The following is a 26,239-nucleotide window of genomic DNA, read 5'->3' as shown; positions in this document are numbered from 1 at the left end:
GGGAGCCGGGCGACCTGTCAGGAAAAGTCCGCGCCCGCGCCCGTACGCCGAACCCTGGAGAACCCCTCATGGCCCCGCGCATCCTGCTGGCCCGCCACGGACAGACCGAGTGGTCGCTGTCCGGGAAGCACACCGGCAGGACGGACATCCCGCTGCTCGACGAGGGCAGGCGCGGCGCCAAGCTGCTCGGTGAGCGGTTGCGCCGCGCGCCCTGGAACGGCCTCCCCGACGTCGAGGTGCGCACGAGCCCGCTCGTCCGCGCGCGGGAGACCTGCGACATCGCCGGCTTCGGCGAGCGCGCGCGGGAGTGGGACACCCTCATGGAGGTCGACTACGGCGCGTACGAGGGCCTCACCCCCGCCGAGATCCACGCGACCCGTCCCGGCTGGGTGCTCTGGCGCGACGGTGTCCCGGAGGGCGAGACCCTCGACCAGGTCGCGGCGCGCGCCGACGAGGTCGTGGAGTGGGCCCGCTCCGCCGACCGCGACGTCCTGGTGTTCGCGCACGGCCACATCCTGCGCTCCATCGGCGCCCGCTGGCTCGGCCTCCCCGTCGACTTCGCGGCCCGCATCCGCCTCAACCCGACGTCGCTGTCGGTGCTCGGCTGGGCGTACGGGGAGCCGGCGATCGAGGCGTGGAACGAGACGGGGCACTTGGAGGGGTAGGTCTTACGGGGCCCGTCCCGCACCGTCGGCCCGGTCACCGTCGATCGCCCTCCGGGCTCGTCCTCAAGCTCCCCCAGCTACCGCTGGGAGGTGCCCCCAGACGGGCTGGATTTGATCCCCTCCCCGCCCCTTCCCGGCTGTGTCCGATATGCGGCTGGCGCCGCGTGGCTGCGGAGCTTCGGGGCTCCGCCCCGGACCCCGCTCCTCAAACGCCGGAGGGGCTGAGTTTTCACGCCTGGCGCGGCACGTTCGCGTGCTGGTCGAGGAAAGACGCGACCGCGGGGTTGCGGCGGTGGGGCAGCAGCACGCGCGCGGTGGTGGCCAGTATCGACTGGATGCGGGAGGACTGGACTTCGTCCAGAAGGTCGAGCACGCGGCCGCCCGCAGCCGCCGCCTCGTCCGGGCGCCCCGCGCGCGCCAGGTCGTCGGCCGCCTCGGCGGTGTAGAGCGCGATGTTCCGCGTGAAGTGCGGGGTCTGCGTGGTGGCGACATGGGCCGCGCGCTGGGCGTGCCGGGCGGCGCGCCCCCACTGGCCGAGCGCCGACCAGCACTGCGCCTCCAGGCCCTCCAGCTCGGCCTCGTTGTAGAAGCTCATCCACTCCGGGTCCGCGTCCGTGCCGCCGCGGCTGAACAGGGCCTGCGCGCGGGCGAGCGCCTGCTCGCACCCGGAACGGTCACCGAGCAGCGCGTACGCCCCCGCCTCGCGCAGCGCGAGCAGCGAGAGCAGCCGCATCGAACCCCGTTCCCGCGCCGAACGCTGCGCCGCCTGCGCCGCCCGTACCGCCTCGCGTGGCCGGCCCGCGTCCCGCGCGAGGAACGACATGTTGCAGAAGGCGTGCGCCTCCAGGGACGCGTCGCCCGCCATCCGGGCCGTCGCGAGCGCCTCCGCGTAGTGCGAGCGCGCGTCGTCGAAACGGCCCGAGTCGTGCGCCAACCAGCCTACGGAGATGGCCAGTTCACCCGCTCCCGCGTGCAGCCGCTCCGATGTGGCCCGGCGTGCGGTGCCCGCGTCGAGCAGGGCGAACGCGTTGCGCAGCGGCGCCGACGCCCTGCGGTACAGGCCGTCGGCGCCGTGCCGGTCGTCGAGCAGCCTGATGCGGCGTACGGCCTCCTCGACCGCGTCGGCCTCGCTCTCGCCGACCCGGCGGGGCGCCGCGGCGGCCTCGGACTTGAGGGGGCCCGTGAGCCCCAGGGAGGCGACGGCCACGGTGGCCGTGCTCCCGGTCATGAATGCGCGACGCAGCACGTCGCTCTCCTCGGTGCTCGGATGCTCTGCGTTCAGCTGGTCGTGCGGGTACGGGCCCGCACGGTGTCCGGCGCTCGGGCCGGTCCTGGCGCGCGCGCCCCGGCCCCGTACCGACTCGCGCGGCGCGAACCCCAGGTCGGCCAGCGTCCGGCCCGGGAACAGGTGCAGGAACACCCGCTCGTACGCGTAGTTGGGGCAGCGGATCTCGCCTGCCTCGACCCGGCCGATGTAGCGCGCGTCGCACGCGACCCGCTCACCGATCTCCAGGCCGGCCCGGCGCACCGCGGCCGCGAACTCGCCCGGCGACAGCTGCCCGCGCAGCCGCCGGAAGGCGAGATTCGACCGGGGAGACCCCGCTGACGATGTCATCGGTGACGACGCCATTGGCCAAACCCTCTCGTGCGGTTCGTGCCGGAGCGCGTGCCGTTGCCGCCCCCTGTAGGGGGCGAAACGGTCCGGCGCCGACGGGGCACGAAAGTACCGGCTGTGACAGGACCGGTACGCACTGTTTGCCTACAAACCGGAAATCTCACGCCGGATCTGCCATGAACTGCCATCCGATGAGGCGGTGTTGTGCCGTAGCCGTTGACAGCGGGCCGCGTTGAACCATGCGGAGAAGGGGCTGTACCGCACCTTCGCGGACGAGGAGGGGTTTCCTTGCTGGAGCTGTACGGCCCGCCGCTCGGCTCGGAGTGCGACCTGTGCGACCTGGTGACCGTCCCCGCGCGCCAGGGCCTGGAGGCCGTGGACATTCTGCGCCGGGGCGCCGCTCCCGCCGTCGGCCCGGTCCTGCACGACAACAGCTGCGACACCCTCGGCTTCCTGGTCCCGCCCGGCACCGCCGCCGCCTGGGACCTGCCGGGCAGCGCCTGTACGCAGACCTTCGGGTGCGCCGACCCCGCGCCGCCGGTCGCCGGGGCGGCCTGGCTCCTCCCGCCCGCCGACACCGGACCCGTCACCGATCCGACGCTGCTGCGGGCCGCGCTCGGCGAGGCGGCACGGCTCATCGAGGCGGCCGACAGCTGCCGTTGAGGCCCCTACGCGGTACTCCGCGGCGACGGGCACGGGGCGCCGAGCCGGAATCCGTACGGGCGTCGATAATGGACGGATGGCCAGAAGGAAGCGCGACGCGGAAGCCGTCGTCGAAGAGGTGGACGGCGGACTGGCCGAGCTCATCCCGGACCCGGACCGCACGCGCGCGTGGACGCTGCTCGTCGACGGCGCACCGCAGTCCCACGTCGACCTCGACGACCCCGCTCACCTCGACTTCGCGTACCAGCGTCGGCTCGGCCACTTCGTCGATCTGATCGCCCCCGCCGGCCGGCCCGTGCGTGCCGTGCACCTCGGCGGTGGCGCCTTCACGCTCGCCCGGTACGTCGCGGCGACCCGGCCCCGCTCCACCCAGCAGGTCGTCGAGCGGGACGCCGCGCTCGTCCAACTCGTCCGCCGCGAGCTGCCGTTGGACCCGCAGGCGCGGGTGCGGGTGCGGTCCGTCGACGCGCGCGAAGGGCTCGCCAAGATCCCCGACGGCTGGGCCGACCTGGTCATCGCCGACGTCTTCAGCGCCGCCCGCACACCGGCGCACCTGACGAGCGCCGAGTTCCTCACGGACGTACGCCGTGCCCTCGCGCCCGGCGGGCACTACGCCGCGAACCTCGCCGACGGGCCGCCGCTCGCGCATCTGCGCCGGCAGATCGCCACCGCGGCCGGGCTCTTCCCCGAGCTGGCGCTCGCCGCCGACCCGGCTGTGCTGCGCGGCAAGCGGTTCGGCAACGCGGTGCTGCTGGCCTCGGACCGGGTACTGCCCGTTGCCGAGCTGACCCGGCGGATTGCGGGGGATCCGCATCCGGGGCGGGTGGAGTCGGGGGCGGCGCTTGTGGATTTCACGGGCGGTGCGGTGCCTGTCACGGACGCGACCGCATCGGCGTCACCGGCACCGCCGCCGGGGGTGTTCCGCTAGGGCGGGGAGGGGTGGGGCGGGGGAAAATCAGCGCTCGTCCACCTCGACGCTCGGCGCATGGTCGTGCCACGTGCAGAACACCGAGACCTCGCGGCCGCCCTGGGTGAACGTGACGCGGATCCACTCCGGCTGTTTCCAGACCTGCATCTGCCAGCCCGAGTCCGGCGTCGCCGAGACCAGTTCGGCCGACTTCGAGCCCATCTCGAAGGCGACCCGGCCGCCCGCGACCGTGTAGGACTTCACGTTGCCCGTGGGGGAGCCCGTGCCGGGCTTCTTGCTGGGCGAGGGCTTGGCCGGTGACGGTGTGCGCGGCTTCGTGGACCGCTCCGGCGGAGCCGAAGCCTTCCCGGAGCCGCCCGGCTTCGGGGTCTCGCGCGGGCGGTGCGTGGATGAGGCCTGCGGGTGGGCCTCCTGCGGTGGGTCCTGAGAGGTGCCCGTGAGGGGCAGGGCCCCCGGCCGGTCGTACGCCGTGCCCGACATCACCGTGTGCACACCCCACCAGGACAGCGTGACCGCCGCCCCAGTGGCGAGCATCCACGCCAGGCCGTGTACGAGTCCTCGTTGCCGCATCGCGGGCCATACTGCCCCATGGGCCAGGGCCCTGTCCCGGGCCCTTCGGCCCGTGACCGCCGTCCCTCGCATGGCGTACGGTGCCGCCCATGGCAAGTGTGCTCGTCGTCGAGGACGACCAGTTCGTGCGCTCCGCCCTCATCCGGCACCTGACCGATGCCTCCCACACCGTACGGAGCGTCGGCACGGCCCTGGAGGCGCTGCGCGAGGTCGCCCATGTCCGCTTTGACGTGGTGATCCTCGACCTCGGTCTGCCCGATCTGGACGGCTCCGAGGCGCTGAAGATGCTCCGCGGCATCACCGACGTACCCGTGATCATCGCCACGGCGAGGGACGACGAGACCGAGATCGTCCGGCTCCTCAACGACGGCGCCGACGACTACCTCACCAAGCCGTTCTCCGTCGAGCACCTCTCCGCCCGGATGGCGGCCGTGCTCCGCCGCTCCGGATCCGGGGGCGCCGCCGAGGCCCCGCTGTCGCGCGTCATCCGGGTCGGTGGGCTCGCCATCGACCCGTTGCGCCGCCAGGCCGAACTCGACGGGGCCACGCTCGATCTCACCCGGCGCGAGTTCGACCTGCTCACGTTCCTCGCGGGCCGCCCCGGCGTCGTCGTACCCCGCAAGGAACTCCTCGCCGAGGTCTGGCAGCAGTCGTACGGGGACGACCAGACCATCGACGTCCATCTCTCGTGGCTGCGGCGGAAGTTGGGGGAGACGGCGGCGCGGCCGCGGTATCTGCACACGCTCCGCGGCGTCGGCGTCAAGCTGGAGCCCCCGCCGGTCGGGCTTGAGCCTCCGCAGGCCGGCCTTGAGCCCCCGCAGTGAGATGGGCCCTGGTCAAGGTGTGCCTGGCCGTCACCACGATGGTCGTCGTCGCCTTCGCGGTGCCGCTCGGCCTGGTGATCAAGGAGATGGCCGCCGACCGGGCCTACTCCAACGCCGAGCGCCAGGCCGCCGCCATCGGCCCCACCCTCTCCATCACCACCGACCGCGACCAGCTCACCCGCGCCGTCGCCTCCACCCAGGCGGGCGCCGCCGGGAAGATGGCCGTGCACATCCCGGCCGTCGGTGACGACCCGGCGCTTGAAGTCGGCAGGCGCCGGGCCGCCCAGGCCGACCTGGACCGCACCCGGGAGATCGCCAGCCCCTCCATCGCGGACGCCCCCGACGGCAAGGCGCTGCTCCAGCCCACCGCGCTCGGCTCCGGCGAGATCGCGATCGTCGAGGTCTTCGTGCCCGAGGGCGAGTTGAGCAACGGGGTCGCCACGGCCTGGCTGGTGCTCGCGGGTGTCGGTGTCGCGCTCGTCATCGGCTCGGTGGCGGTCGCGGACCGGCTCGGCGTACGACTCATCCAGCCCGCCAAACGGCTCGCGGGCGCCGCGCACGACCTCGGCGAGGGCAAGCTCACCGCGCGCGTGCCCGAGGAAGGGCCGACCGAGCTGAAGCAGGCCGCCGTCGCCTTCAACTCCATGGCCGACCAGGTCGTCCAACTCCTCGCCAACGAAAGAGAGTTGGCCGCCGACCTGTCGCACCGCCTGCGCACCCCGCTGACGGTGCTCCGGCTCAACACGGCCTCCCTCGGCGAGGGCCCGGCCGCCGACCAGACCCGGGCGGCCGTCGAGCAGCTGGAGTCCGAGGTCGACGCGATCATCCGCACCGCGCGCGAGGCCAAGCCCGTCCCCGTGGCCGGGGGGCCCGGCGCGGGCTGCGACGCGGCCGAGGTGATCCGGGAGCGGATGGCGTTCTGGTCGGCGCTCGCCGAGGACGAGGCGCGCAAGGTACGGGTCGCCGGGGTGGACGCGCCCGTGCACGTGCCGGTGGCCCGCCCCGACCTGACCGCCTCTCTGGACGCGCTGCTCGGCAACGTCTTCCGGCACACGCCCGAGGGCACCGGCTTCGCGGTCGACGTGCACAGCGCCGAGGACGCGGTGATCGTGCTCGTCTCCGACGCGGGCCCCGGCATCCTCGACCCGGAGGCCGCGCTCGCCCGTGGCAGCGGCAAGGGCGACACCGTCGGCTCGACCGGCCTCGGGCTCGACATCGTCCGGCAGATGGCCGAGGCGACCGGCGGCGATGTCCGTATCGGCAGCTCCGTGCTCGGCGGTACGGAGATCCGCATCTGGATACAGCTCGACGACCGCCGCCCGGCCGCGGGCCGCCGCAGGCACCGGGGGACGGTACGCCGCCGCAAGCGGATGCCGACGTCCACGCCCGCGTAGCCGGAACTCTCCCCCAGTCGGAACCCCCGCGTAGCCGGAACTCTCACCCGGTTCGGAACCCCCGCGTAGCCGGAACCTTTAACCACCCCCTTCGACCTCCTTAAGCGCACCCTAAGAACCTCAACTCCCGCCCGGATCGCGCCGATTGTCGGATTCCGGATCGCTAGCGTGCTGCCGCACCCCCAAGCCCGTAACACCCCCGGGCACCCCCGTACAGCAGAGGCAGGCACGTTCATGAGCACGCATCGGCGCAGGATCAGCGGCAGGACCAAGGCGATCGGCGCGCTCTGCGCGGCGGCGGTCGCCGGGGGTGCCGCGTTCGCGTTCTCGGGTTCCGCGATGGCCGACAAGGTCGCCCCGAGCGCACAGGCGGAGGCCGAGACCGCCCGCTTCGCGCCCTTCGTCGACACCTCGCTCGCCCCCGCGTACGACCTGGTCGACACCGCCGAGAAGACCGGCGTGAAGGAGTTCAACCTGGCCTTCATCACCTCCGGCGGCGGCTGCGAGCCGCTGTGGGGCGGCAAGACGGCCCTCGGCGACGACCCGGTGGCCGCCCAGACAGCCGACCTGCGCGCGAAGGGCGGCGACGTCCGGGTCTCCTTCGGCGGCGCGGCCGGTTCCGAGCTGGCCCTTAACTGCTCCTCCGCCGAGGAGCTGGCGGCGGCGTACGGCAAGGTCGTCGAGGCGTACGACCTGAAGAAGGTCGACTTCGACATCGAGGGCGCCGCCCTGCCCGACACCGAGGCCAACACCCGCCGCGCCCAGGCGATCGCCGCGCTGCAGAAGGAACACCCGGGCCTGGACGTCTCGTTCACGCTGCCCGTGATGCCCGAGGGTCTGACTCAGCCGGGCGTCGCGCTGGTCGAGGACGCGAAGAAGAACGGCGTGCACGTGAACGCCGTCAACATCATGGCGATGGACTACGGGCCCGCCTACAGCGACGACATGGGCGAGTACGCGATCCAGGCCGCCACCGCGACCCAGGGCCAGCTCAAGTCCGCGCTCGGGCTCTCGGACGCGGAGGCCTGGCGGACGGTCGCCGTCACCCCGATGATCGGCGTCAACGACGTCACGACGGAGATCTTCAAGCGGGACGACGCGAAGCAGCTCGTCGAGTTCGCGCAGGAGAAGAAGCTCGGGTGGCTGTCGATGTGGTCCTCGACCCGGGACAAGGCCTGCGAGGGTGGCTCGACGGAGGTCTCCCCGACCTGCTCCTCCATCGACCAGCAGCCGCTGGACTTCACGAAGGCACTCGGCGCGTACTCCTAGCCCCCCCACCCCGCCCCCGGACCCCCGCTCCTCAATCGCCGGAGGGGCTATCTTTTAGCCCCTCCGGCGCTTGAGGAGGCCCGTCCGGCAGGACTTTCGGGAAGGGGCGGGTAGGGGAAAAATCAAGGCAGACGACCGCTCGCCGCAACCTCCGCATACCACCGCGCACTCGACTTCAACGTCCGCGCCTGCGACGCGAAGTCCACGTACACCGCCCCGAACCGCTTGCTGTAGCCGTACGCCCACTCGAAGTTGTCGAGGAGCGACCACAGGAAATAGCCGCGCACGTCCGCGCCCGCACGCAGGGCCTCGTGCACCGCCGACAGGTGGGCGTGCAGGTAGCGGATGCGGTCCGGGTCGTGGACCCGGCCCTCCGCGTCCGGCCGGTCGTCGTAGGCCGCGCCGTTCTCGGTGACGTAGAGCGGGACCCCGGGGGCCTCCGCGGTGTACCGGGTGAGCAGGTCGACCAGTCCGCTCGGGTCCACCGCCCAGTCCATGGCGGTGAGTTCACCCGGCACGCGGTGGAAGGCCACCCCGTCCGCGCCCGGCCAGGGCGAGTGCTCGCTCGCGTTGTGCCCGTCGCGGCGCGGCACCGAAGGATCCGCGGCGGCGGAGACCACGGCGGGCGTGTAGTAGTTGATGCCGAGGAAGTCCAGCGGCTGCCGGATCTCCGCGAGGTCGTCCGGTCGAACGAAGGACCAGTCCGTCAGGCCCGCCGTGTCCGCGAGCAGATCGGCGGGGTACGCGCCCTTCAGGAGCGGCCCCGTGAACACCCGGTTGGCGAGCGCGTCGATGCGCCGGCGCGCGTCCAGGTCCTCCGGCGCGTCCGTCCGCGCGCGCACCGCGCTCGGGTTGAGGCAGATCCCGACCTGCGCCCGCGCGGGCAGCGCGGCGCGCAACGCCTGCGCGCCGAGCCCGTGCGCGAGGTTCAGGTGGTGCGCCGCCCGCAGCGCGGCGACCGGGTCGGTGCGCCCCGGCGCGTGCACCCCGGAGCCGTACCCCAGAAACGCGCTGCACCACGGCTCGTTGAGCGTCGTCCACCGCTCGACCCGGTCGCCGAGCGCCTCGGCCACGATCCCCGCGTACTCGGCGAAGCGGTACGCCGTGTCCCGCTCCGGCCAGCCGCCGCCCGCGGCCGAGCCGCTGGGGAAGGACGTCTCCAGGTCCTGCGGCAGGTCCCAGTGGTAGAGGGTGGCCATCGGCTGGATGCCGTGGGCGAGCAGCTCGTCGACGAGCTCGCGGTAGAAGTCGAGGCCGCGCTGCACGGCGGGGCCGCGGCCGGTGGGCTGCACGCGCGGCCAGGACACCGAGAACCGGTAGGCGCCCAGGCCGAGTTCGGCCATCAGCCGGACGTCCTCGCGCCAGCGGTGAAAGTGGTCGCAGGCCACGTCCCCGGTGTCGCCGCCGAGCACTTTTCCCGGCGTACGGCTGAAGGTGTCCCAGATCGACGGCGTCCGGCCGCCCTCCTGAACGGCCCCCTCGATCTGGTACGCGGCGGTCGCGGCGCCCCACAGAAAGCCGGGCGGAAACCGCGTCGCCACGGCGGAGGCAGAAGCGGAGGCAGAGGCTGCTACTGAGGTCACGGGAGCGCTCCCAAGAGGTCGTACGGAAAGAGGAATTCGTACGGAAAGAGGTGCAGCTGACGGAGGACCGGTCAGCCCTTGACCGCGCCCTGCATGATCCCCCCGACGATCTGCTTGCCGAAGATCACGAAGGCGACGAGCAGCGGCAGCGTCCCGAGCAGCGCGCCCGCCATGATCACCGACTGGTCGGGGATGTAGCCGCGGCCGAGCCCGGTCAGGGCGACCTGCACGGTCGGACTGCCGTTCTGTGTCAGGGCGATGATCGGCCAGAAGAAGTCGTTCCAGGCCTGGACGAAGGTGAGCATCGCGAGCACGGCCATCGCGGGCCGCGCCGCGGGGAACACGATGTGCCAGACCACCCGCAGACTGTTCGCCCCGTCCACCCGCGCCGCCTCGATCAGCTCACTCGGCAGCGCCTGCAGCAGGTACTGCCGCATGAAGAACACCCCGAAGGCGCTGACGAGCGTCGGCAGGATCACGGCCTGCAGATGGTCCGTCCACCGCAGCTCGGCGATCAGCATGTAGAGCGGTACGACGCCGAGTTGGGGCGGCACCATCATCGTGCCGATCACCAGCAGCATCAGCAGGTTCTTGAAGCGGAAGCGCAGCTTGGCGAAGGCGAAGCCGGCGAGTGTGGAGAACAGCACCGTGCCGACGGCGATCGAACCGGCCACCACCGTGGTGTTCAGCAGGGCCGTCCCCATGTTGGCGTCGGTCCAGGCGATCGACAGGTTCTTGAAGAGGTTGCCCCCGAACCAGAACGGCGGCGGCGTCTGTGCAAGGCGCGTGTTGTTGCGCGACGCGGCGATCGCCGTCCACACCAGCGGGAAGAGCGAGACCGCGGTGAACACGATCAGGACCGCGTACGTCCACCGCCCGCCGTGCAGCTGCCGCCCCGCCCGCGTCCCGCGCCCCGCCGAACGGCCTTTCACCGCAAGCGACTTGAGAGAGGTGCTCATGCCGCCCCCCTCTCGTTCTTGCGCAGACGGCGGACGATCAGCCAGTTGACCGCGCCGATGAGCAGCAGGATCAGGAACATCGTCCAGGCGATGGCCGAGGCCCGGCCGAGGTGCAGATTCACCCAGCCCTGCTCGTACAGATAGAGGCCGAGGGTCTGGAACTGATGGCTCGGGCCGCCGCTCGCGCCCGCGCTGCCGTTGAACAGCAGGGGCTCACCGAACAGCTGGATCGCGCCGATCGTCGACACCACGCAGGTGAACAGGATCGTCGGCCGCAGCGAGGGCAGCGTGACATGCAGGAACTGCTGCCAGCGCGAAGCCCCGTCGAGCGCCGCCGACTCGTACAGATCGGCCGGGATGGACTGCATCGCGGCCAGGTAGATCAGCGCGTTGTAGCCCGTCCAGCGCCAGATGACGATCGTGGAGACCGCGAGCTTGGACGTCCAGTCCCCGTTCTGCCAGTCGACGCTGTCGAAGCCGACCAGGCCGAGCGCCCAGTTGATCATTCCGTAGTCGCGCCCGAAGAGCAGCACGAACACCAGCGTCGCGGCGGCCACCGACGTCGCGTACGGGGTGAGGGCCGCGACCCGGAAGAACATCGAGCCGCGCAGCCGGTAGTTGAGGAGATGCGCGATGCCGAGCGCCATGAGCAGCTGCGGAACCGTGGAAAGCAGGCCGATGGTGACCGTATTCAGCAGCGCGTTCCAGAAGAAGTCGTCGTCGAGCAGCCGCGAGAAGTTCCGCAGCCCGACCCACTCCATGTCCGTCGGCGCGGTCAGCTCCACCCGGTGCAGCGAGGCCCAGCCGGTGTAGAGGAGCGGGAAGAGCCCGAACGCCGCGAAGAAGGCGAAGAACGGCGCGATGAACGCGTACGGACTCCACCGCACGTCCCGCCGGTAGCGCCGGCTGCGCCGCTCGCGCGCCTTCGACTCGGCGGTGTGCTCGGCTTGGTGCCCGACCGGTACGGCATCGGCCGGGGCCGCGCCCTCCTCCCCCCGGGTGGGCGCGGCTGCCTGGGATTCACTGGCCATGGGTCACTGGTCCAGCGCGTTGTCGATCGCCTTCACGGCGGCCTTCCAGCCGGCCTCGGGCGAGGTGCCCTTCTGGTCGACCTGGAGCATGCCGACGTCCGCCAGGTTCTGCGCGATGATCAGGTCCTTCGGGCCGAGGATCTGCACGGGCGCGCCCTCGGCCGCCTTGGCGAAGATCTTGCCGATGGGGGCGTCGTCGAAGTACGCGTTCTTCGCGCCTGCGACCGCCGGAAGGTCGTACGCGGCCGAGGCGCTCGGGAAGCTGCCCTGCTGGTCGAAGAGCTTGGCCTGCTGCTCGGGCGCGGTCAGCCAGGCGGCGAGCTTGGCCGCCTCCTCGGTGTTCTTCCCGGCCTTCGGCACGGTGAGGAAGGAGCCGCCCCAGTTGCCGGGCTTCGGCGCCTGCGCGACGTCCCACTGGCCGGCGCCCTTCTCGCCCGCCTTGGACTTGATGTAGCCGAGCATCCAGGCGGGGCAGGACACGGTGGCGAAGGTGCCGTTCGCGTAGCCTTGGTCCCAAGTCGGCTGGAACTGCTGGAGTTTGGCGGTCAGGCCCTCGGTGGCGAACTCGGCGGCGAGGTCCCAGGCCTCCTTGACGCGCGGGTTGGACTTGTAGACGACCTCGCCGGACTTGTCGTAGAAGCGCTCCTCGTAGCTGCCCGTGACGGCGGCCATCACGCCGGCGGCCGAGTCGACGAAGGCCTTGCCCTCCGGGGCCTTGGCCTTGAACTTCTTGCCGACCTCCAGGTACTTCTCCCAGTCGCCCGCCCACAGCTTGCCGACGGCCTCGCGGTCGGTGGGCAGCCCGGCCTTCTCGAACAGGTCCTTGCGGTAGCAGATCCCCTGCGGCCCGATGTCGGTGCCGAGCCCGACGGTGGCGCCGTCCTTCGTCGTCCCCTGCTGCCACTTCCAGTCCAGATACGCGTCCTTCGAGACGCCGGGCGCCTTGCCGAGGTCGACGAGCTTGTCGGACTGGGTCGCGACGATCTCCGCGATGTTGTTGACCTCGACGGCCTGGATGTCGGCGAGCCCGCTGCCCGAGCCGAGGTGGGTGAGCAGCTGCGGGTAGTAGTTCTCGTTGCGCTCGATGGACGTCTGCTTGATGACGACGTCCGGGTTCTTCTCCATGTACGCGTCGTAGAGCCCGGCCTCCTTCAGGCCGAACACCCCGAAGACCCCGACGGTCAGCGTGGTCTTCCCGGCGCCGTCGCCACCGCCGGACGAGGCGCCGGATTCACCGGGGTCCTCGGCGCAGCCGCCGAGCAGCGAGACGCCGAGGGTGACGACGGCAGCCAGAGCCACCGCCCGCGTACGGGTCGTGGTGCGCATTGCGTCCTCCAATGTGCCCAGGGGTGCCGGGAAACGTCCAACTTCTGTCAGCAGCAAGGCCGTTGGAGGCCCGGGCTCGGGCGGGGAACGTGCGGGTTGTGTATGCGTCCAGTACTATGGGAGCGCTCCCACCGTGATGTGTTGAAGCGTTGCGGCTCCCCAGGGGGGTGTCAAGACGCCGGACGTCGGGAGTTCGTTCGGTTACCCGGCTGTTAGGTTCCGGTCGTCCGGTGCGGGTTCCCGGGCGGTCGGTTTCGGTGGGGAGGCAGGAATGGCGGTGCGAGAGCCGCGGGGCAGGGGCGGGCGGAGGCCCACCCTGGAGCAGGTGGCGGAGCGCGCGGGGGTGGGCCGCGGCACGGTGTCCCGCGTGATCAACGGCTCGCCCCGGGTGAGCGACCGGACCAGGGCCCTGGTCGAGGCGGCCGTGGCGGAGCTGGGATACGTACCGAACACGGCGGCCCGCGCCCTGGCCGCCGACCGTACCGACGCCATCGCCCTGGTCGTGCCCGAGCCGGAGCGGCGCTTCTTCGCCGAGCCGTACTTCTCCGACATCATCCGGGGCGTCGGCCAGGCCCTTGCCGAGACCGAGGTGCAGCTGCTGCTCACGTTCGCGGGCGGCGACAAGGAGCGCAGGCGCCTCGCCCAGTACCTCGGCGCGCAGCGCGTGGACGGGGTGCTCCTGGTCTCGGTGCACGCGGGCGATCCGCTGCCCGACCTGGTGGACCAGCTGGGCGTCCCGGCGGTGATCAGCGGCCGCCGCAGCGCCGACGAGCAGCTGCCGTCGGTGGACTCGGACAACTTCGGTGGTGGCCGGGCGGCCGTCGAGCACCTCGTCGAACGCGGCCACCGCACGATCGCCCTGATCACCGGCCCGCTCGACGTGTACGGAGCGCGCCGCCGCCACGAGGGCTGCCTCGCGGCCCTGGAGGCGGCGGGCCGCGAGGTCGACCCGGAGCTGGTCGCGGAGGGCGACTTCACGGAGGAGGGCGGCCGCCGCGCGATGGCCGAGCTGCTCGCCCGCCGCCCGGACCTGGACGCGGTCTTCGCGGGTTCCGACGTGATGGCGGGCGGCGCCCGGCTCGTACTGCGGGAGGCGGGCCGCCGAATACCGGAGGATGTGGCCCTCGTCGGGTACGACGACTCGGTGATCGCCCGCCATATGGAGCCTGCCCTGACGAGTGTGCGGCAGCCGATCGCGGAGATGGGCCGGGAGATGACGCGGCTGCTCCTGGACGAGATCGCCGACCGCTCGGCGGACCGCCCGGCCTCGGCGGCGGGGGAGCGGCGCCAGCTGGTGCTGCCCACGGAACTGGTGGTGCGGGACTCGTCGTGAGGGCCGGGCCCTCATCGCGCGTGCGGGGCCGGACGTGCGGGGCCGGACATGAGGGGCCGGAAACGGATCAAGGTCCGGCCTTTCGGCCGGACCTTGATCCTTGAGGGTGAGTGACGGGACTTGAACCCGCGGCCACCTGGACCACAACCAGGTGCTCTACCAACTGAGCTACACCCACCATGACCGGTCGTTTTTCCGACCGGCCGAGAAAAAGTGTACAGGGTCCGAAGGGGTGCTCGCGCCCGCCTTTTCCGGGGGCCGGGATCGGGGCCCGTACGCACCCCGACCACCGGCTTCCGGGCGAGCGGAACCGCTACTCGGCGGGTTCGGCGGGCTGCACGTACTTCGCCGCGATGGCCTTGGCCCTGTCCGAGTCCGGGCCGGGCTGCGGGACGAAGACCGCCTCGCGGTAGTACCGCAGCTCCGTGATGGAGTCGCGGATGTCGGCGAGGGCCCGGTGGTTGCCGTTCTTCTCCGGGCTGTTGAAGTACGCCCGCGGGTACCAGCGCCGGGACAGCTCCTTGATGGAGGAGACGTCCACGATGCGGTAGTGCAGGTAGTCCTCCAGGGTCGGCATGTCCCGCAGCAGGAAGCCGCGGTCCGTGCCGACCGAGTTCCCGCAGAGCGGCGCCTTGCCGGGTTCCTTGACGTGCTCACGTACGTACGCGAGCACCTGCTCCTCGGCGTCGGCGAGGGTGGTGCCGGCCGCCAGCTCGTCGAGGAGGCCCGAGGCGGTGTGCATGGTGCGCACCACCTCGGGCATCGTCTCGAGGGCTGCGTCCGGCGGGCGGATCACGATGTCCACGCCTTCGCCGAGCACGTTGAGCTCCGAGTCGGTGACCAGTGCGGCCACCTCGATAAGTGCGTCGTCCGTCAGCGAGAGCCCGGTCATCTCGCAGTCGATCCACACCATGCGATCGTTCATGCGTCTCACCCTACGGGGCGTTCCCGCTGACCGGGGAGCGTCGCGCGAGCGGCGGCATACAGATCGGAGGCGTGTCTGCCGGTGTCGGCCGAGGCCGTGGCGCCCGGCAGCCCGAACGAGCTGGCCGCGGCCGTGCGCCGGGACTGCGAGGGAAGCGGACCGGGGCCCTCAAGGATGTCGGCCGGCTTCTCGTTCTGCGGCCTGCGGGCGCGGTACGCGGCCCGGTAGGCGGCGGGGGAGGAGCCGAGCTGGCGGCGGAAGTGGCCGCGCAGCGCCACCGGCGAGCGGAACCCGCAGCGTCCGGCGACCTCGTCGACGGAGTAGTCGGAGGTCTCCAGGAGCCGCTGGGCCTGCAGCACCCGCTGAGTGATCAGCCACTGCAGGGGGGCGCTTCCGGTGAGCGAGCGGAACCTGCGGTCGAAGGTCCGCCTGCTCATGTACGCGCGCGCCGCGAGCGTCTCCACGTCGAACTGCTCGTGGAGGTGCTCCAGGGCCCAGGCGACGACCTCGGCGAGCGGGTCGGCGCCGATCTCCTCAGGTAAAGACCTGTCGAGGTAGCGCTCCTGGCCGCCGGCGCGCCGGGGTGGCACGACGAGCCGGCGGGCGAGCGCCCCGGCGGCCTCCGTGCCGTGGTCGGTGCGCACGATGTGCAGGCAGAGGTCGATGCCCGCGGCCGTGCCCGCCGAGGTGAGGACGTCCCCGTCGTCCACGAAGAGTTCGCGCGGGTCGACATGGACGGACGGGTAGCGCTTGGCGAGCGTCGGCGCGTACATCCAGTGGGTGGTGGCGGGGCGGCCGTCGAGCAGGCCGGCGGCCGCGAGGACGAACGCTCCGGTGCACAACCCGACGATGCGCGCGCCTTCTTCGTGCGCCCGGCGCAGCGCGTCGAGGGCGTCCTCCGGCGGTGGTGAGGTGATCGAGCGCCAGGCCGGCACGACGACCGTGCCCGCCCGCGCGATGGCCTCCAGGCCGTGGGGCGCGGTGAGTTCGAGTCCCCCCGTGGTGCGCAGCGGGCCGTCCTCGCCCGCGCACACGAGAAGTCGGTACCGCGGCACTCCGGCGTCCTGGCGGTCGATGCCGAAGACGGAGAGCGGTATGGAGCTCTCGAAGATGGGTCCGCCGCTGAACAGCAGCACGGCGACGATTTCTCTGCGCCGGCGCCCGGAGAGCTTGCGTACAACGCCCTCCGATACGGCTGCGGAGTCGTGGCTCACGGTGCTAAGCCCCCCTCGGTGGTCGCGGCGCCCCTCACTTGCCGGGCCTGTCGCTCTTGCACACTGCTTCTAGACTTCACAGCCCCTCGGTCCTGCACGAATCCCCCGCCCAGACGGTCATGATCGAATCTACTGTGTCTTGTAGCGTCCTCGTGACCAGTTCAGCACCAGGCTCAATGTCGACAATGCAACGTGGCGTGAAGCTTTCGATCACGAAGCGTGGCACTGAAGAGCGTTCGGCGGAAGTGCGCGGTAGGCCGGTGGCCGGTCCCCGTAGGGGCAAGACGCCTTCCGGAGGGCATCTGGCCCTGCTGAAAGGGGTGTTGGGGGAGGGGTGGACCACGGGGGACACGCCGTCGCCAGTTTGGCTGAAAAGAAGCGAAAGGGCCCGGCTCATTCACGTCCACGGTGCGTGCGGTTCAGGCCGCCCGCCGATGGTCGCGACGGGCGTGGGCTCCGCCCGGCCTCTCGGCCTCGCGCCGCGTCCCGTTCTGTTCCGCGAGCAAACTGGCGGCGCTCCGCTCGGACCTACGCAGCAGTATCCGGCAGGCCCCGGTGACCGCCACGAGCCCGAGCGCCGCCCAGACGGCACCACCGATCGACGTCCCGTACACGACGAGCACCACCGGCACGAGCACACAGCTGAACGCGGCCCAGGCGACGACGTCCCCCGAGGAGGTGCGGGCGGGAGGATCGGGGGTGGACGCGGTGTGCGGCCTCGGCACGGAGTTGCTCCCTGGGGCTCGGGTTCACGCCTTCAACGCGCGGCCAAGCGGCCAGGTCACTGGGGTGGTCACCGCCCGTGGTGAGTCCGTGGCATATCTCGCCGACGTGCGGGTAACGGCCTGAGGGCAGAAGCCTGTACGGGGCAGCGACCGTTGCGATACCGGGCGGGCTCGTGCATGCTCCCGGGGAACGCGGCGGATGCCGCCTCGGGACCTGGGCAGGAGAGGAGTGTCGCCGTACCCTTGAGGGTATGGGGTTGGGAAGATGTTTCCCGGCCACGGCTTCAGGCCGTGTGCCGCTCCTGCTCGATGAACCCGATGAAAAGTCGCCCCTCTCACCGAGGACTTCCTTCAGCCGAGACACCGATGGCCGGTCACGAATTCCCCGAACCCGCAGACCGCAAGCGGCAGGTCGCCGACCCTTCGACGCCGCGGGCGGAGCGCAAGGCGCAGCATTCCTGCGATCCCGCCTTCAAACACGGCGTAGTCGTCGGCTTCGACGGCTCCACGTCCAGTGAACGCGCCCTCGCGTACGCCATCGGCATGGCCAGCCGCTCCGGCTCGGGCCTGATCATCGTGCACGTCGCCAACCGGCTGCCCACCACGGTGTGGGCGGGCTGCGAACCCCCGGTCTTCGTCGACGTCCCGGACCACCGCACCGAGGTGCTCGGCCTCGAACTGGCCTGCGCGGAGTACCTGTCCGAGGTGCCGTGGATCCTGGTCGAGCGCGGCGGGGACATCTGCCACGAACTCGAAGAGGTCGGCCGGGAGTACGAGGCGGACGCGATCGTCGTCGGCTCCACGCACGGCCTCGTGGGCCGCATCTTCGGCTCGGTGGCGGGCCGCCTCGCGCGCCGGGCGCAGCGCCCCGTGATCGTCATTCCGTAGCGCGCGTCCCTCAATACCCGCCTTCCGGCGGCGAGTTCGTTACGTACCCGCTGAAACTACCCGTGCGTAGAGGTGCTTTGTGCCCTTGTGAAGGGTACGTATGTCACGGAGCGTGCTGCCGGGCCGGGGCGTGACGGTCACCGGCTGAGGCAGCGTCCCGGGCCGGGGTAATGGGCGACCCCGGCCACCCGAAAGAACGACCCCCTGTGTGCAAGGTGGCACACACAGGGGGTCGTTCAAGGTGTGGACGCCTACTCGACGGTGACCGACTTGGCCAGGTTGCGCGGCTTGTCGATGTCCCGGCCGAGGCTCAACGCCGTGTGGTAGGCGAGGAGTTGGAGCGGGATGCCCATGAGGATCGGGTCCAGCTCCGGCTCGTTCTTCGGGACGACGATGGTGTGGTCGGCCTTCTCCTGCTCCTGGTGCGCGACGGCGAGGATGCGGCCGCTGCGGGCCTTGATCTCCTCAAGGGCTGCGCGGTTCTTCTCCAGCAGGTCGTCGTCCGGGACGATCGCGACGGTCGGCAGTGCGGGCTCGATCAGGGCGAGCGGGCCGTGCTTCAACTCCGAGGCGGGGTACGCCTCGGCGTGGATGTACGAGATCTCCTTGAGCTTGAGCGAGGCCTCCAGGGCGACCGGGTAGCCGCGCACACGGCCGATGAACATCATCGACTTGGCGTCGGCGTACTGGTCGGCGAGCTTCTTGATCTCGGCCTCGGACTCCAGGATCTCGGAGATCTGCTCGGGCAGCTTGCGCAGGCCCTCGATGATCCGCTTGCCGTCGGAGACCGACAGGTCGCGGATCCGGCCCAGGTGCAGGGCGAGCAGCGCGAACGCGACGACCGTGTTGGTGAAGCACTTGGTGGAGACCACGCAGACCTCGGGCCCGGCGTGCACGTACATACCGCCGTCGGCCTCGCGGGCGATCGCCGAGCCGACCACGTTGACCACGCCGAGGACGCGCGCGCCCTTGCGCTTCAGCTCCTGCACGGCGGCGAGCACGTCGTACGTCTCGCCGGACTGGGAGACCGCGATGTAGAGGGTGTCGGGGTCGACGACCGGGTTGCGGTAGCGGAACTCCGAGGCGGGCTCGGCGTCGGCGGGGACGCGGGCGAGCGACTCGATGAGGCCCGCGCCGATCAGGCCCGCGTGGTACGAGGTGCCGCAGCCGAGGATCTTGATGCGGCGGATGGTGCGGGCCTCGCGGGCGTCCAGGTTGAGGCCGCCGAGGCGCACGGTGGAGAAGCGCTCGTCGATCCGGCCGCGCAGGACGCGGTCCACGGCGTCGGGCTGCTCGCTGATCTCCTTGTGCATGTACGTGTCGTGGCCGCCCATGTCGTACGACTCGGCCTCCCACTCCACGGTGGTGGGCTCGGCGGTCGTGCGGGTGCCGGAGGTGGTGTACGTACGGAAGTCGTCGGCCTTGATCGTGGCCATCTCGCCGTCGTCGAGCGTGACGATCTGGCGGGTGTGGGAGACGAGGGCGGCGACGTCCGAGGCGACGAACATCTCCTTCTCGCCGATGCCGAGGACGACCGGGGAGCCGTTGCGGGCCACGACGATACGGTCGTTGAAGTCCGCGTGCATCACGGCGATGCCGTACGTGCCCTCGATCTGCTTGAGGGACTGGCGGACCTTCTCCTCGAGGGTCTCGGCCTCGGAGCGGGCGATCAGGTGGGTGAGGACCTCGGTGTCGGTCTCGGAGAGGAACTCGACGCCCTCGGCGGTGAGTTTGGCGCGCAGGTCGGAGGCGTTGTCGATGATGCCGTTGTGGACGACGGCGACCTTGCCCTCGGCGTCCAGGTGCGGGTGCGCGTTCTCGTCGGAGGGGGCGCCGTGGGTGGCCCAGCGGGTGTGGGCGATGCCGGTGGTGCCGGCGAAGCGCTTGGGGACGCGGGCCTCCAGGTCACGGACGCGGCCCTTGGCCTTGACCATCTTCAGGCCGGAGGCCTTGGGGCTGGTGACGACGACGCCGGCCGAGTCGTAGCCGCGGTACTCCAGGCGCTGCAGGCCTTCGAGCAGGAGGGGGGCCACGTCACGCTTGCCGATGTATCCGACGATTCCGCACATTTGGGTGTGTTTCCCCTAGCCGTAGACGATGCGGCGCAGCTGCCTCAGCGAGAGCTCGGGCGGCGCGACCGCGCGGTAGCGCAGATCTGTGGAGATCTGCTCGAAGATCACCGCGTTCACCAGGCCCTGACCTTGGAGTTCGCGGTGGCGGCGACGGACGAACTCCTCGGTCGTCTCGTCGAAGTAGGCGAGCACGTCCTGGACCACGCGCAGTGCTTCGCCCCGCTGGAGCGGGGTGCTGCGGGTCAGGTGGTCGATGAGGTCGTCGTGCACCCGGGTGATCCTGCGGGATGAGGGGGGCGTTTGCAAGGAACCTGCCCGGATTCGGGCAAGGTCGTGTCGTTTCCCCTCCCCGCCCCTTCCCGAAAGCTTGCAGCTTCGGGGGCTGCGCCCCCGGACCCCCGCTTCATCGCGCTGAGGCGCTCGTCCTCAATCTCCCCCAGCTACCGCTGGGAGGTGCCCCCAGACGGGCTGAATAGTGGGCGGGAGGCGGCGGAGAGTTACATCCGCCGCAACACCGCCTGCTTCGCCGACGTGAACTCCTCCTGCGTCAGTACGCCCGACTTGTGTAGATCGCCCAGTTCGCGGAGGCGGCGGAGGGGTGTGGGAGGCGGGCCTGGACCGCGGCCGCCACCAGGGCCATCAGCGGGTCCTTCTTGAAGCCGAACAGCTCGACGGCGTTCGGGTCGTACTTGGGCGGGGCCTTCGTCGCGGCGTTCTTCACGGAGAAGCGGAGGTAGCCGTTCTCAAGCCCCGCCGACGGCTGCCAGTCGACCGCCGTGATGTCGCCGAGCGCGAGCGTGCGGGCGCCCGCGGCCGACTTGGCCTCCTCGGTGTTCCACTTCCACTCCAGGCGGACCGTCTCCCCGTCGAAGCTCGCCGTCCCGTCGCCCGCCGAGACCGACAGCGGGACGAACGGGCCGGGCAGCAGGTACTCCGTACAGCCCGAGGCCGGCACCTGCTCCAGGGTGAGGGAGGTGCGGACCTCGTCCACCAGGTACTCGGCGACCCCGTACCGGTCCGGCTCCACCGTCAGGCGGTACGGGTCCGCCGTGTCCGCGAACTTGCCGCCCGCCACCTGGAGCAGCGGATCGGCGCCGTCCCGCAGACGGAGCCGGAGGCGGCCCGCCTTCTTGCCCTGCTCGAACGAGATCCCCGCCAACGCCCGTACGGGAAGCTCCAGTTCGCCCAGGGTCTTGCGGAGCAGGCTGACGCTCTTGTCGTGGCCCGGGACGATGCGCAGGGTGTCGCCGTCGAAGGTCCAGGTGCCGTCCCGCTGGATGATTTCCGCCATGGCCCGATTCTGGCATCAGGTCGACCTCAAGTGGTCTACACCTTGACCGCCGTTGGGTCGCACGGTACCCATGAGGACCGTTCTTGCCCACAGTTGCGCAGCCCCCGTCGAAGGGACCGCTTGTGACGCACGTGAGACCGCACAGAACCAGTCCGCGCCTGTTAGGTGCTCTCCTTCTCGTCGCCGCCGCGGGGTTCTCCTGCCTCGCCGCGGCCCCGCAGAGCGCGGCGCGGCCCGCCGCCCCCGTCCCGCTCGGCCAGGTCGTGCCCGCGCCCGCGAAGGTCCAGGCGGGCGGCGCCCCGTACGAGATCGACGCGCGGACCCGGATCCGGGTCGAGGACGACTCGCGGGCGGTGCGGCGGGTCGGTGAGCAGCTGGCCGGGCTGCTGCGGCCCGCGACCGGGCACCGCCTTCCGGTCACCGACGACGAGGGGCGGGACGGCATCCGGCTCCGACTCTCCAGCAAGGAAGAGGAGTTGGGGAGCGAGGGGTACCGGCTGCAGTCCGGTCCGCGCTCCGTGACCATCACCGCGCACAAGGCCGCCGGGCTCTTCCGCGGCGTGCAGACTCTGCGCCAGCAGCTTCCGCCGACCGTCGAGAAGCGCACGAAGCAGACCGGTCCGTGGCGGGTCGCGGGCGGCACCGTCGAGGACGCCCCGCGCTTCGAGTACCGGGGCGCGATGCTGGACGTGTCCCGGCACTTCTTCACCGTCGAGCAGGTGAAGCGGTACATCGACCAGATGGCGATGTACAAGATCAACAAGCTGCATCTGCACCTCAGCGACGACCAGGGCTGGCGCATCGCCATCGACTCCTGGCCGAACCTCACCAAGCACGGCGGCTCCACGCAGGTCGGCGGCGGGCCCGGCGGCTTCTACACCAAGGAGCAGTACAAGGAGATCGTCGCCTACGCGAGCGACCGGTTCCTGGAGGTGATCCCGGAGATCGACATGCCGGGCCACACCAACGCCGCGCTCTCCTCGTACGCCGAGCTGAACTGCGACGGGGTCGCGCCGCCGCTCTACACCGGCACCGAGGTCGGCTTCAGCTCACTGTGCGTGCCGAAGGAGGTCACGTACGACTTCGTCGACGATGTGGTGCGCGAGATCGCCGCGCTGACGCCCGGGCGGTACCTCCACATCGGCGGGGACGAGGCGCACTCGACCAGCCATGAGGACTACGTGACGTTCATGGAGCGGGTCCAGCCGGTCGTCGCCAAGTACGGGAAGACCGTGGTCGGCTGGCATCAGCTGACCGGGGCGAAGCCCGCGGAGGGGGCCGTCGCGCAGTACTGGGGGTACGACAGGACCGGGCAGGCCGAGCGGGACCAGGTCGTGAACGCCGCGAAGAACGGCACGAAGCTGGTCCTCTCCCCGGCGGACCGGGCTTACCTCGACATGAAGTACGACGCGCAGACGCCGTTGGGGCTTGCGTGGGCGGGGTACGTGGAGGTGGATCGGTCGTACGACTGGGATCCCGGGGCGTATCTGGATGGGGCGCCGGAGGAGTCGATCCTGGGCGTCGAGGCGCCGTTGTGGTCCGAGACGATCTCGACGTCGGAGCACATCGAGTACATGGCGTTTCCGCGGTTGCCGGGGATCGCGGAACTCGGCTGGTCGCCGGCGTCTTCCCATGACTGGGAGGCGTATCGGCTGCGCCTGGCTCAGCAGGGGCCTCGTTGGGACGCGTTGGGGATGTCGTACTACCGGTCTCCGAAGGTGCCTTGGCCTAGCGGCTGAGTTTCGGCCTCCGGTCCGTCGTGGCTGGTTGCGCCCACGCGGCGTAGCCGCAAATGTCAGAGCCCCGCGCCCCTTGAGGGGCGCGGGGAACTGCGTACCTAGGCCTTGCGCCCCCGCCTCAACTGCCATACGAAATAAGGCGTTCCGATCAGTGCCGCGAGCAGGCCCGACGGGATTTCCGCCGGGGCCATCGCCACTCGGCCCACCACGTCGGCCGCCACCATCAGGGTCGCGCCGAGTACCGCCGCCGTGGGGAGGAGGCGGTGGGTGCGGGAGCCCGTGAGCATGCGGGCCGCGTGCGGGGCGACCAGGCCGACGAAGGCGACCGTGCCGACCACCGCCACCGCGCACGCCGCGAGCGCCACCGCCAGGGTGAGGACCGCGAGGCGGGTGCGCTCCAGGGGGACGCCGAGGGTGCGCGGGGTGTCCTCGCCGAGGGCCAGGAGGTCCATGCGGCGGAAGGAGAGCAGGAGGAGGGGGATGCCCGCCACCGCTACCACCGCGAGGAGCGACAGGTCCGTCGTGTCCCGCGCGTACGTCGAGCCCGACAGCCACGTCAGGGCCTGCGCGACCTGGAAACGGGCGCCCGCGACCAGGTAGTTGGTGGCCGCCGTGGTGAGTGCGAAGCAGCCGATGCCGACGAGAACCAGGCGCTCCGGGGCCACCGAACCTGATCGGCGGGACAGCGAGTACGTCAGCGCGAACGCCGCTGTGCCGCCGATCAGCGCGGCGACCGGGAGCAGCGCGTACGGCACCGCGGGCAGGGCCACCAGGATCAGGGCCGCGCCGAAGCCCGCGCCGCCGCTGACGCCCATCACCGTCAGGTCGGCGAGCGGGTTGCGGGAGACCGTCTGGACGATGCCGCCCGCGACGGCGAGCAGCGCGCCCGCGAGGGCGGCCACGAGCAGGCGGGGCAGGCGGTACTCCAGGACGACCGGGCCGAGGAGCGCGTCCCCGCCGCCGGTGAGGATCTGCGGGATCTGCGACCAGGGCACCGAGATGTCGCCGAGGACCAGGCCCGCGTAGAGGAGGACGCAGAGGGCCAGGCTGCCCGCCGCGAGGACCGCCGGGAAGGAGAGGCGGCGGCGGCCGGGGGCCAACACCGTTCCGGGGGCGGCCGGTTCGGCGGGCAGGCGGCGGGCCAGCCACAGGAAGACCGGGGCGCCGAAGAGGGCCGTCACCACACCGGCCGGGACCTCGTTGCCCGTGGGGGACGTGACGCGGGCGAGCAGGTCGGCGGCGAGCAGCAGGGTCGCGCCCCACAGCATCGCCGCGGGCAGGAGTACCGCGTGCTTGCGGACGCCCGCGAACCGCACCAGGTGCGGGGCGGCCAGGCCGATGAAGCCGATCGGGCCGGTCACCGAGACCGCGATCGCCGCCATGAGGACGGAGAGCAGCACGGTGAGCAGCCGTGTGCGGCCCACGTGCACGCCGAGCGCGCGGGCCGTCTCGTCGCCCGTGCCCAGGATGTCGAGGGAGCGGGCCAGGAGCAGCCCGGCCAGCAGCCCGGCGCCGAGCAGCGGGAGTACGGCGAGCGAGCGGTCGCTGTCAGCCACCGCGAGGGAGCCGTGGCCCCAGAAGAAGATCGCGCCCGTCTCCTCCTGGAAGAGCATGACGAGCACGGCCGTCACCGACGACAGGGCGAGGGTGACCGAGACGCCCGCCAGGACCAGGTGCGCGGGTCGGCCGCGGGAGCCGCCCGCCACCGTGTGCACGAGCGCGGCCGCGAGCAGCCCGCCGATGAACGCGACGCCGCCGCGCGGCAGATCGCCCAGGGACAGACCGGTGATCGCGGCCACGGCCACCGCGAGATAGGCGCCCGCCGTCACGCCGAGGGTGTCGGGCGCGGCCAGCGGATTGCGTACGGAGGACTGGAGCAGCGCACCCGACAGGGCGAAGGCGGCACCGGCCGCCAGGCCCGCGAGCGTGCGCGGCAGGCGGCCGCCGAGCAGCACGGACCGCGCGTCCGCGTCGTCGGAGCCGAAGAGCAGCCCGACGAGGTCGAACAGGCCGGTGTCGCTGCGGCCGTGGCCGAGATGGAGCGCCGTCACCAGGAGCAGGGCGAGCACACCGCCCAGAACGACCGCGACCGGCCCGGACAGCGAGCGCGCTGTCCGGACCGGGGCGGATGCGTCCACGGGCTTCGGGGGAGCTGTGGAGGTCATCGATCCTGTTCGATCAGTTGGTCTGAGATCAGTTGGTCTTCGACCAGCTGGTCTTCGATCACTTGGTCAGTGCCGCGGCGATCTCGTCGGCCGCCTGGGCCGTCGAGTACGGGCCGCCGAAGAACCAGGTGCCCGGGTCCAGGGCGTGCACACGGTCCTTCTTCACGAAGTCCAGGTTCTTCCACAGGGCGTTCTTCGGCAGGGACTTGGCGAACACGTCGTCGTTCTTCGCGGCGACATAGGCGAGCGAGGACTTCTCGACCGGCTTGAAGCCCTCGACGTCCACCTTGCTCATGCCGTACGCGTCGGACTTGCCGGTCCAGCCGTTCTTCAGGCCGAGCTTCGGCAGCAGCGCGCCCGGGATGGTGGAGTCGGTGAGGATCTCCACGGTGGCGGCGCCGTCGGTGGTGTAGCCGCGGGCGACGGTGACCTTCTCGCCGTCCTTGCCGCCGTCGGCCACCTTCTTCTTGGCCGCGGCGATCTTGCCGTCCAGCTCCTTCAGCGCCTTGTCCGCCGCGTCCTCCTTGCCGGTGGCGGTGCCGAGGGTCTTCAGCGTCGTCCGCATCTCCTCGAACTCGCTGTCCGTCGCGTACGGGTCGAACATCAGCGTCGGCGCGATCTCGTTGAGCTGCTTGTAGTTCGCCTCGGAGCGGATCTTCGACGTGACGATCAGGTCCGGCTTGAGCGCCTTGATGGACTCCAGGCTGGGCGCCTGGCGGGTGCCGACGTCCTTGGTGGACTTCTCGAAGCGCGGACCGGCGGTCACCCACTGGTCGTACTGCTTGATGTCGGCTACACCGGTGGGCTGCACGCCGAGGGCGAGGAGGTCCTCGGCGTACGTCCACTCCAGGGCGACGACCTTCTTGGCCGGGCCGTCGAGCTTCTGCTCGCCCTTGATGTCCTTGACGGTGATCGAGCCCTTGCCGGAGCCCGAAGTGTCCTTCTTGTCGCTGCCGCCGCCCCCGGCCTGCTCCGCGGCGGAGCCGCAGGCGGATGCGGTGAGGGCGAGGGCGGACGCGGCCACCAGGGCGGTGAGGGTTCTACGCATGGATGAGGTTCC

The 26,239-nt window shown here is 71.4% G+C and carries 21 protein-coding genes, 1 tRNA gene and 2 pseudogenes; 9 read left to right on the top strand and 15 right to left on the bottom strand.

The features are described from left to right. Positions 1-68: 68 nt before the first annotated feature. The gene (locus tag RCO28_RS33640) at positions 69-665 is read left to right on the top strand and encodes a histidine phosphatase family protein (RefSeq protein ID WP_308945132.1); all 597 of its coding nucleotides are present in this window, start codon (positions 69-71) and stop codon (positions 663-665) included. 229 nt (positions 666-894) lie between these two features. On the opposite strand, the gene RCO28_RS33635 is transcribed toward RCO28_RS33640, so the two are convergent. Then, complete coding sequence (locus tag RCO28_RS33635) at positions 895-2,295, bottom strand: hypothetical protein (RefSeq protein ID WP_308945131.1); 1,401 nt, start codon at positions 2,293-2,295, stop codon at positions 895-897. 273 nt (positions 2,296-2,568) lie between these two features. Between RCO28_RS33635 and RCO28_RS33630 the strand changes: the two genes are divergently transcribed. Continuing rightward, positions 2,569-2,943, top strand: a complete 375-nt coding sequence (locus tag RCO28_RS33630) for a hypothetical protein (RefSeq protein WP_308945130.1) — start codon at positions 2,569-2,571, stop codon at positions 2,941-2,943. 76 nt (positions 2,944-3,019) lie between these two features. Then, on the top strand, positions 3,020-3,871 hold the full coding sequence (locus RCO28_RS33625; RefSeq protein WP_308945129.1) for a fused MFS/spermidine synthase: 852 nt from the start codon (positions 3,020-3,022) through the stop codon (positions 3,869-3,871). 27 nt (positions 3,872-3,898) lie between these two features. On the opposite strand, the gene RCO28_RS33620 is transcribed toward RCO28_RS33625, so the two are convergent. After that, positions 3,899-4,441, bottom strand: a complete 543-nt coding sequence (locus RCO28_RS33620; RefSeq protein ID WP_308945128.1) for a hypothetical protein — start codon at positions 4,439-4,441, stop codon at positions 3,899-3,901. Between the two features lie 89 nt (positions 4,442-4,530). Here RCO28_RS33620 and RCO28_RS33615 point away from each other — a divergent pair, with 89 nt between their 5' ends. The 3 genes and pseudogenes from RCO28_RS33615 to RCO28_RS33605 all read left to right on the top strand — a co-directional run. Next, on the top strand, positions 4,531-5,265 hold the full coding sequence (locus tag RCO28_RS33615) for a response regulator transcription factor (protein ID WP_308945127.1): 735 nt from the start codon (positions 4,531-4,533) through the stop codon (positions 5,263-5,265). After that, entirely contained in the window at positions 5,262-6,659 is a 1,398-nt protein-coding gene (locus tag RCO28_RS33610) for a HAMP domain-containing sensor histidine kinase (RefSeq protein ID WP_308945126.1), read from the top strand. The genes RCO28_RS33615 and RCO28_RS33610 overlap by 4 nt, the downstream gene beginning before the upstream one ends. Before the next feature lie 375 nt (positions 6,660-7,034). After that, a pseudogene (locus tag RCO28_RS33605) lies at positions 7,035-7,928 on the top strand (chitinase); the annotation flags it as partial. Between the two features lie 122 nt (positions 7,929-8,050). On the opposite strand, the gene RCO28_RS33600 reads toward RCO28_RS33605, so the two are convergent. The 4 genes from RCO28_RS33600 to RCO28_RS33585 all read right to left on the bottom strand — a co-directional run bounded on the left by RCO28_RS33600 (position 8,051) and on the right by RCO28_RS33585 (position 12,827). Continuing rightward, complete coding sequence (locus tag RCO28_RS33600; RefSeq protein WP_374991298.1) at positions 8,051-9,469, bottom strand: GH1 family beta-glucosidase; 1,419 nt, start codon at positions 9,467-9,469, stop codon at positions 8,051-8,053. A gap of 113 nt (positions 9,470-9,582) precedes the next feature. Continuing rightward, positions 9,583-10,470 (bottom strand): carbohydrate ABC transporter permease, encoded by an 888-nt coding sequence (locus tag RCO28_RS33595; RefSeq protein ID WP_308945123.1) that lies wholly within the window; start codon positions 10,468-10,470, stop codon positions 9,583-9,585. Then, on the bottom strand, positions 10,467-11,501 hold the full coding sequence (locus RCO28_RS33590; RefSeq protein WP_308945122.1) for a sugar ABC transporter permease: 1,035 nt from the start codon (positions 11,499-11,501) through the stop codon (positions 10,467-10,469). The genes RCO28_RS33595 and RCO28_RS33590 overlap by 4 nt, the downstream gene beginning before the upstream one ends. Before the next feature lie 3 nt (positions 11,502-11,504). Further along, complete coding sequence (locus RCO28_RS33585) at positions 11,505-12,827, bottom strand: extracellular solute-binding protein (protein ID WP_308945121.1); 1,323 nt, start codon at positions 12,825-12,827, stop codon at positions 11,505-11,507. Positions 12,828-13,098: 271 nt separating this feature from the next. Here RCO28_RS33585 and RCO28_RS33580 point away from each other — a divergent pair, with 271 nt between their 5' ends. After that, the gene (locus RCO28_RS33580) at positions 13,099-14,160 is read left to right on the top strand and encodes a LacI family DNA-binding transcriptional regulator (protein WP_308945120.1); all 1,062 of its coding nucleotides are present in this window, start codon (positions 13,099-13,101) and stop codon (positions 14,158-14,160) included. A 105-nt stretch (positions 14,161-14,265) separates the two neighbouring features. Here the strand turns inward: RCO28_RS33580 and RCO28_RS33575 are convergent. The 4 genes from RCO28_RS33575 to RCO28_RS33560 form a co-directional block, all read right to left on the bottom strand. Beyond that, a tRNA-His gene (locus RCO28_RS33575) sits at positions 14,266-14,338 on the bottom strand. Between the two features lie 135 nt (positions 14,339-14,473). After that, complete coding sequence (gene orn / locus RCO28_RS33570; RefSeq protein ID WP_308945119.1) at positions 14,474-15,085, bottom strand: oligoribonuclease; 612 nt, start codon at positions 15,083-15,085, stop codon at positions 14,474-14,476. Positions 15,086-15,090: 5 nt separating this feature from the next. Then, positions 15,091-16,299 (bottom strand): helix-turn-helix domain-containing protein, encoded by a 1,209-nt coding sequence (locus tag RCO28_RS33565; RefSeq protein ID WP_308945118.1) that lies wholly within the window; start codon positions 16,297-16,299, stop codon positions 15,091-15,093. Positions 16,300-16,718: 419 nt separating this feature from the next. After that, positions 16,719-17,024 (bottom strand): hypothetical protein, encoded by a 306-nt coding sequence (locus RCO28_RS33560; protein ID WP_308945117.1) that lies wholly within the window; start codon positions 17,022-17,024, stop codon positions 16,719-16,721. A 366-nt stretch (positions 17,025-17,390) separates the two neighbouring features. On the opposite strand from RCO28_RS33560, the gene RCO28_RS33555 reads away from it, so the two are divergent. Beyond that, positions 17,391-17,912, top strand: coding sequence for a universal stress protein (locus RCO28_RS33555; protein WP_308945116.1), 522 nt, complete (start codon positions 17,391-17,393; stop codon positions 17,910-17,912). A gap of 251 nt (positions 17,913-18,163) precedes the next feature. Here RCO28_RS33555 and glmS read toward each other — a convergent pair whose 3' ends face one another. The 3 genes and pseudogenes from glmS to RCO28_RS33540 form a co-directional block, all read right to left on the bottom strand. Further along, positions 18,164-19,981, bottom strand: coding sequence for a glutamine--fructose-6-phosphate transaminase (isomerizing) (gene glmS / locus RCO28_RS33550; RefSeq protein WP_308945115.1), 1,818 nt, complete (start codon positions 19,979-19,981; stop codon positions 18,164-18,166). 15 nt (positions 19,982-19,996) lie between these two features. After that, a complete protein-coding gene (locus RCO28_RS33545) occupies positions 19,997-20,254 on the bottom strand; it encodes a hypothetical protein (RefSeq protein ID WP_282513264.1) in 258 nt (85 codons plus the stop codon). A 227-nt stretch (positions 20,255-20,481) separates the two neighbouring features. Beyond that, positions 20,482-21,275: pseudogene (locus RCO28_RS33540) on the bottom strand (DUF4429 domain-containing protein). Positions 21,276-21,406: 131 nt separating this feature from the next. Here RCO28_RS33540 and RCO28_RS33535 point away from each other — a divergent pair. Next, positions 21,407-23,014, top strand: coding sequence for a beta-N-acetylhexosaminidase (locus RCO28_RS33535; RefSeq protein WP_308945154.1), 1,608 nt, complete (start codon positions 21,407-21,409; stop codon positions 23,012-23,014). 98 nt (positions 23,015-23,112) lie between these two features. On the opposite strand, the gene RCO28_RS33530 is transcribed toward RCO28_RS33535, so the two are convergent. Further along, entirely contained in the window at positions 23,113-25,179 is a 2,067-nt protein-coding gene (locus tag RCO28_RS33530) for an iron ABC transporter permease (protein ID WP_308945114.1), read from the bottom strand. 58 nt (positions 25,180-25,237) lie between these two features. Beyond that, complete coding sequence (locus tag RCO28_RS33525) at positions 25,238-26,227, bottom strand: iron-siderophore ABC transporter substrate-binding protein (protein ID WP_308945113.1); 990 nt, start codon at positions 26,225-26,227, stop codon at positions 25,238-25,240. Positions 26,228-26,239 lie beyond the last annotated feature (12 nt).

Source organism: Streptomyces sp. LHD-70 (assembly GCF_031157275.1).
Lineage (GTDB): Bacteria > Actinomycetota > Actinomycetes > Streptomycetales > Streptomycetaceae > Streptomyces.
The sequence above is the reverse complement of the archived record's forward strand: the minus strand, read 5'-3'. Positions and strand labels throughout refer to the sequence as shown.

Excerpts from the sequence above, each read along its gene's own strand:
- RCO28_RS33640 (WP_308945132.1), top strand. The coding sequence starts at position 69 with ATGGCCCCGCGCATCCTGCTGGCCCGCCACGGACAGACCGAGTGGTCG.
- RCO28_RS33635 (WP_308945131.1), bottom strand. The coding sequence starts at position 2,295 with ATGGCGTCGTCACCGATGACATCGTCAGCGGGGTCTCCCCGGTCGAAT.
- RCO28_RS33625 (WP_308945129.1), top strand. The coding sequence starts at position 3,020 with ATGGCCAGAAGGAAGCGCGACGCGGAAGCCGTCGTCGAAGAGGTGGAC.
- RCO28_RS33620 (WP_308945128.1), bottom strand. The coding sequence starts at position 4,441 with ATGCGGCAACGAGGACTCGTACACGGCCTGGCGTGGATGCTCGCCACT.
- RCO28_RS33615 (WP_308945127.1), top strand. The coding sequence starts at position 4,531 with ATGGCAAGTGTGCTCGTCGTCGAGGACGACCAGTTCGTGCGCTCCGCC.
- RCO28_RS33595 (WP_308945123.1), bottom strand. The coding sequence starts at position 10,470 with ATGAGCACCTCTCTCAAGTCGCTTGCGGTGAAAGGCCGTTCGGCGGGG.
- RCO28_RS33590 (WP_308945122.1), bottom strand. The coding sequence starts at position 11,501 with ATGGCCAGTGAATCCCAGGCAGCCGCGCCCACCCGGGGGGAGGAGGGC.
- RCO28_RS33585 (WP_308945121.1), bottom strand. The coding sequence starts at position 12,827 with ATGCGCACCACGACCCGTACGCGGGCGGTGGCTCTGGCTGCCGTCGTC.
- RCO28_RS33580 (WP_308945120.1), top strand. The coding sequence starts at position 13,099 with ATGGCGGTGCGAGAGCCGCGGGGCAGGGGCGGGCGGAGGCCCACCCTG.
- orn (WP_308945119.1), bottom strand. The coding sequence starts at position 15,085 with ATGAACGATCGCATGGTGTGGATCGACTGCGAGATGACCGGGCTCTCG.
- RCO28_RS33555 (WP_308945116.1), top strand. The coding sequence starts at position 17,391 with ATGGCCGGTCACGAATTCCCCGAACCCGCAGACCGCAAGCGGCAGGTC.
- glmS (WP_308945115.1), bottom strand. The coding sequence starts at position 19,981 with ATGTGCGGAATCGTCGGATACATCGGCAAGCGTGACGTGGCCCCCCTC.
- RCO28_RS33530 (WP_308945114.1), bottom strand. The coding sequence starts at position 25,179 with ATGACCTCCACAGCTCCCCCGAAGCCCGTGGACGCATCCGCCCCGGTC.
- RCO28_RS33525 (WP_308945113.1), bottom strand. The coding sequence starts at position 26,227 with ATGCGTAGAACCCTCACCGCCCTGGTGGCCGCGTCCGCCCTCGCCCTC.